The sequence below is a fragment of the Kineococcus siccus genome, assembly GCF_009906795.1.
GTDB classification, from domain to species: Bacteria; Actinomycetota; Actinomycetes; order Actinomycetales; family Kineococcaceae; genus Kineococcus; species Kineococcus siccus.
Genome location: NZ_JAAALN010000264.1, coordinates 1 through 5,206 on the forward strand (window position 1 = coordinate 1; position 5,206 = coordinate 5,206).

General features: G+C 78.2%; 6 protein-coding genes. 2 read left to right on the forward strand and 4 right to left on the reverse strand.

The window, feature by feature from the left end; genetic code table 11:
* Positions 1–39 precede the first annotated feature (39 nt).
* The gene (locus GTR02_RS19645; RefSeq protein WP_166609172.1) at positions 40–585 is read left to right on the forward strand and encodes a tetratricopeptide repeat protein; all 546 of its coding nucleotides are present in this window, start codon (positions 40–42) and stop codon (positions 583–585) included.
* Here GTR02_RS19645 and GTR02_RS19650 read toward each other — a convergent pair.
* Positions 578–1,579, reverse strand: a complete 1,002-nt coding sequence (locus GTR02_RS19650) for a Gfo/Idh/MocA family protein (RefSeq protein ID WP_166609173.1) — start codon at positions 1,577–1,579, stop codon at positions 578–580. The two genes, GTR02_RS19645 and GTR02_RS19650, sit on opposite strands and share 8 nt — an antisense overlap.
* 95 nt (positions 1,580–1,674) lie before the next feature.
* Here GTR02_RS19650 and GTR02_RS19655 point away from each other — a divergent pair, with 95 nt between their 5' ends.
* On the forward strand, positions 1,675–2,058 hold the full coding sequence (locus tag GTR02_RS19655; protein WP_166609174.1) for a YchJ family metal-binding protein: 384 nt from the start codon (positions 1,675–1,677) through the stop codon (positions 2,056–2,058).
* Here GTR02_RS19655 and GTR02_RS19660 read toward each other — a convergent pair.
* The 3 genes from GTR02_RS19660 to GTR02_RS19670 all read right to left on the reverse strand — a co-directional run bounded on the left by GTR02_RS19660 (position 2,039) and on the right by GTR02_RS19670 (position 5,049).
* On the reverse strand, positions 2,039–2,974 hold the full coding sequence (locus tag GTR02_RS19660; protein WP_166609175.1) for a CPBP family intramembrane glutamic endopeptidase: 936 nt from the start codon (positions 2,972–2,974) through the stop codon (positions 2,039–2,041). The genes GTR02_RS19655 and GTR02_RS19660 overlap by 20 nt on opposite strands.
* Positions 2,975–3,118: 144 nt before the next feature.
* Complete coding sequence (locus GTR02_RS19665; protein WP_166609176.1) at positions 3,119–3,775, reverse strand: response regulator; 657 nt, start codon at positions 3,773–3,775, stop codon at positions 3,119–3,121.
* Positions 3,763–5,049 (reverse strand): sensor histidine kinase, encoded by a 1,287-nt coding sequence (locus tag GTR02_RS19670; protein ID WP_338073943.1) that lies wholly within the window; start codon positions 5,047–5,049, stop codon positions 3,763–3,765. Before GTR02_RS19670 ends, GTR02_RS19665 begins: the two co-directional genes overlap by 13 nt.
* Between the last annotated feature and the right edge of the window lie 157 nt (positions 5,050–5,206).

The window sequence follows — 5,206 nt, forward strand, 5'->3', positions numbered from 1 at the left end:
GGCCATCGCCGCCCGCCCCGCGACCGCGGACATCTGCGCGTGAGCGCCGCGGACTTCGAGGACCGCCTCGCGGCCGTCTGGGAGGGGGCCGAGGACGTGCACGAGGCGGAGGTCGTCCTGGCCGTCGAGGCCCTGGTCGCCGAGCTCCCCCCGGGTGACCCGGTCGGCCGCTTCGAGCTCGCGAGCGCCCACGACTACGCGGGCGACGAGGCGCGCGCCGTGCCGCTGTACCGGGCCGCGCTCGCCGCGGGTCTCGACGGCGAGCGCCGGCAGCAGGCCGTGGTGCAGCTCGCGAGCTCCCTGCGCCTGGTCGGCGACCCCGCCGGCGCGCTGCAGGTGCTGCGGGAGAACGCCCCTCGCCCCGAAGGGGACGCCGGCCACGAGGACGCCGGCCACGAGGACGCCGGTGAGGGCTCGCTCGAGGCGCACGCGGCCTTCGAGGCCCTCGCCCTGGTGGACCTCGGGCGCGACCGCGAGGCGGTCACCGTCCTGCTCGCGGCCCTGGCGCCGCACGCGGCGCCGTACGACCGGGCGGTGCTGCGCTACGCCGAGGAGCTGCCCGACCCGCCCGAGGGCGTCAGCTGAGGCGCACGGGCACACCCGTGCGCAGCGACTCCTGAGCCGCGTCCGCCACCGCGGCCGCCGCGACGGCGTCGGCGAGGGTGCACAGCTCGTCACCCTCGACGCCCTGCACGAGCTCGGCGAACGCCGTGATCTCGGCGCGGTAGGCGGCGGCGAAGCGCTCGGCGAAGGTGGCGTGCGGCGTCCCGGCCGGGAACGTCAGGCCCGGCTCCGCCGACCGGAGAGCCGCGGCGTCGTCGAGACCCACGACGAGCGTCCCGAGGGAGCCCTGCAGCTCCAGGCGCACGTCGTGGCCGGCGCCGTTGTACCGCGACGCGGTGACGACGGCCAGCGTCCCGTCGTCGAGGGTGCAGACCGCCAGCGCGGTGTCCACGTCGCCCACGGCACCGATCGCCGGGTCGCCGTTGTTGCTGCCGCGCGCGTACACCTCCACGACCTCGCGCCCCGTGATCCACCGGATCGCGTCGATGTCGTGGACGCTGCAGTCGCGGAACAGCCCGCCGGAGGTGGCGAGGAACGCGACCGGGGGCGGGGCCGCGTCGCACGTCACGGCGCGGACCGCGTGCAGCCAACCGAGCTCCCCGGCCGCGACGGCGCGCCGCGCCTCGCGGTAGCCGGCGTCGCAGCGGCGCTGGTGACCGATGCGCACGACGCCGCCGCGGGCCGCGACGTGCTCCAGGACGGGCCGCGACAGCGCCACGTCGGGGGCGACCGGCTTCTCGCAGAACACCGGGATGCCCGCGTCGACGCCCGCCCGGATGAGGTCGGGGTGCGAGGCCGTGCCCGTGGCGACGACCAGCGCGTCGACGCCCGCGGCGAGCAGGGCCCCGACGTCGTCGACCGCGGCCGCGCCCACCTCCTCGGCGACGCGGCGGGCGCGGGCCGGGTCGACGTCGGCGACCGTCAGCCGCTCGATCCCCGGGGTGGCCACGACGTTCTGCGCGTGCATGACCCCGATGCGGCCCACGCCGACCAGGCCGAAGTGCAGGTCGGACACGGTTCTCCTCGGGCTCGGGGGACGGTCCCGGCCGACGATCCGGCCCGCCTGCACGCGGTGTCAAGCGCCGGGCCGCCGTCGGGGAGGATCGGCCCGTGCTCCCCGACGACGCGCGCTGCCCCTGCGGCAGCGGCGACCCCTACGGCGGCTGCTGCGGCCGCTTCCACCGCGGCGAGCCGGCGCCCACGCCCGAGGCGCTGATGCGCTCGCGCTACACCGCGTTCGTGGTCGGCGACGTCGCGCACCTGCTCGCGACGTGGGACCCCGCGCACCGCCCCGCGGAGCTCGTCCTCGACCCCGGCACGCAGTGGCTGCGCCTCGTCGTCGTCCGGGCCGAGGGCGGCCCGTTCGACGACCGCGGGACCGTGGAGTTCGAGGCGCACCACCGCACCGGTGGGCGCCGCGGGGTGCAGCACGAGGTCAGCGGGTTCGCCCGGCGCGACGGCGCGTGGGTCTACGTCACCGGGGCCCCGGGCTGAGCACCGCGCCCGGCGCGGGGCGCGGCGGGGCCCCGAGCCGGCCCCGCGTGGCGACGAGGAGCACCGCGGTGGCCACGGTGGTCGCGACGAGCTGGACGACGAGGGTGTCGCGGTCGTGGTCGAGCGCCGGGAACACGGCCGGCCACAGCAGCGAGTAGGTGCTGTTGATCCCGGCGTGCAGCAGCATCACGAGCGGCACGCTCTGCCCCGTGCGGTTGAAGACCCACGTCATGACGAGGCTCAGCGGGACGCACGCGGCGACGAACAGCAGGGGCTGCGTCCAGCCCACGTCGCGGCCGCCCCACTCGGTGAGGAACAGCGGCAGGTGCCAGGCGCCCCACAGCAGCCCGAGCACGACGGTCCCGGGGACGGCGCCGAGCCGGTCCTGCAGGCGGGGCAGCGCGAAGTCGCGCCAGCCCGGCTCCTCGGCCAGGGCCGTGGTCACGAGCTGGAGCGCGAGCATCGGCAGGTAGGCCAGCAGGAGCAGCGCGCCGACGGGCCGGACGGCGGCCCACGCCCCGGGCAGGACGAACGTGGCGGCCAGGATCGACACGGGCACGCCGACCCCGACGCCGAGGTACCACCGCCAGCCCACCCGGAACCGGAGCAGCCGCCCGCGCCACGCCCGCAGGCCCGGCCGGCCCTCGGTGAGGGCCGTGACGACGAGCGCGGCCGTGACCGGGCCGAGGTAGGCGCCCGGCAGCACGCCGAGCAGCTGCGACGTGCCCAGCAGCGACGGGAACGAGAACTCCAGCAGGCCGGTCCCGTTGCGGGAGAGCACGTACGGGGCCCACGCCAGCCAGCTGAGGCCGAACGCGAGGACGAAGAACGCGGTGAGCGGCCACCGGTCGAGGACGGCCCGCGGCCCGGGCGGCGAGGTGCGGGGGAGGGGGCTGGACGTGGTGGCGCTCGGCATCGGGGTCCTCCGGACGGGGCGGTCGCCGGACGCGACCGCTCTCGTCCGCCAGTCCACCGCCGCGGGGGTGCCCGGGTCAGTCACGCTGGGGCCCGGAGCGCGGTGGTGCCTGCGCTACCTCGTCCTGCGCTACCTCGTCCTGCGCTACCTCGTCCCGGCCGTGCGCAGGTAGCGCAGGACGGCGGCCACCCGGCGGTCGGCCTCGTCGCTCGGGGCGAGGTCGAGCTTGGCGAAGATGCTGCGGATGTGCTTGTGGACCGCCCCGTCGGTGACGACGAGCCGGGCCGCGATCGCGGTGTTGCCGAGCCCTTCGGCCATGAGCTCCAGGACCTCGCGCTCGCGGGCCGACAGCCGGTCCAGCCCGGGGTCGGGGCTGCGGCGCGTGAGCAGCTGCGCGACCACCTCGGGGTCCACGGCGGTGCCGCCGCCCGCGACGCGGTGCAGCGCGTCGAGGAACTCCCCGACGCGGCCCACGCGCTCCTTCAGCAGGTACCCCAGCCCGCGCGCGCCGCCCGCCAGCAGGTCCGTCGCGAACGCCTGCTCGACGTAGGCGGACAGCACCAGGACGGCCAGCCCGGGGCGGCGCCGGCGTGCCTCGACCGCGACGCGGATGCCCTCGTCGGTGTGCGTCGGGGGCATCCGGACGTCGACGATCGCCACGTCCGGCTCGTGCTCGTCCAGCGCGGCCAGCAGCCCGCCCGGTTCGCCGGCCGTCGCGACGACGTCGAGCCCCTCCGCGCGCAGCAGGAGCACGAGCCCCTCGCGCAGCAGCGCGTCGTCCTCGCCGATCACGATCCGCACGGCAGCCGCACCTCCAGCTCGGTCGGCCCGCCGGGCGGGCTGGTCACCCTCAGCGTGCCGTCGTGGGCGCGCACGCGGTGCAGCACCCCCGCCAGCCCCGACCCCCGCGCGGGGTCGGCGCCGCCCCGGCCGTCGTCGGTGAGCCGCACGACGAGCTCGTCGCCGCGCCGCCGGACGGTGAGCTGCGCGGAACGGGCCCCGCTGTGGCGGGCCACGTTGGTGAGCCCCTCGGCGACGACGAAGTACGCGGTGGCCTCCAGCGACGCGGGCAGCCGCCCGGCGACGTCCACCTCGACGCCGCAGGGCACGGGGCAGGCCGCGGCCAGCCCCGTCACGGCCCCGGCCAGCCCCCGGTCCAGCAGCACGGGGGGCAGGATCGTGCGGACCACCGAGCGCAGCTCCGCGAGCGCCTGCTCGGCCGCGGCCTGCGCCCGCTCCAGCAGGTCGTCGGTGCCGTTCGGGTCGGTGCCGTTCGCACCGGTGCCGTCCGGGTGGGTGGCGTCGCGCGCCAGCGACCGGCGCGCCGCACCCAGCAGGACCGTGACCCCCACGAGCCGGTTCTGCGCGCCGTCGTGCAGCGACCGCTCGATGCGGCGCAGCTCCACGACGTGCGCGTCCAGCGCGGCGGCGCGCGAGGCGGTGAGCTCCGCGACCCGCAGGGACAGGTCGGTCCCCGGCGGCGGCGCCAGCAGGCGGCGGCCCCAGGCGCCCTGGGCCCGGGCGAGCGCCGGGGTCGCGGCCACGGTGAGCACGGCCCACGCGAGCCCCAGCAGCGCGACGCCGGCGGTGTCGGAGCCCGTGCGCACCGTCCACCACCACGGCGACGCGTCCAGGTCGGCCGGCACCCACCGCCACCACACCGGGAAGGTCGCGTCGCGCACGGCGTAGACCGGCAGCAGGACGCCTACGGCGCCCGCGAGGACGCCACCGGTCGCGTGCCCGGCGACCCACGCCAGCTCCCGGCGCAGCACCGGGGTCGCCAGGGCGGCGCGCAGCGGGGTGGGGACGGGCCCGGCCGGCGGCAGCGCCGCACCCCAGCGGCCGAGCCGGGCGCGTTCGCGGTCGGCCAGGTCGCGCAGGCCGCCCAGGGCCGCGGGGGCGAGGAGCAGCCCGATCCCGACCGCGGACAGCGCCGTCACCAGCAGCAGCCGCAGGAGCAGCACCAGGGCGAGGACGCCGGTCCCCAGGCCGCCCGCGAGCTGCGCGAGGGCCGACCGCGTGGACCGCCGGACCGCCGCCACCCGCCGCACGTGCGCGTGGGGGGACGGGGTCACGTCGCGACGGTACGAGGTCCCCGCCGCGTGCGGGGGCCGTCCGCCCGCCCGGCGCGCGAGAGGGCAGCCTGCTGCACCACGGGTGGGCAGCGGGCGGGATGGAGCGCCGGCCCGGCCTGACCGAGCGTGGGACGCGACGGACCGGGCCCCGGTCCGC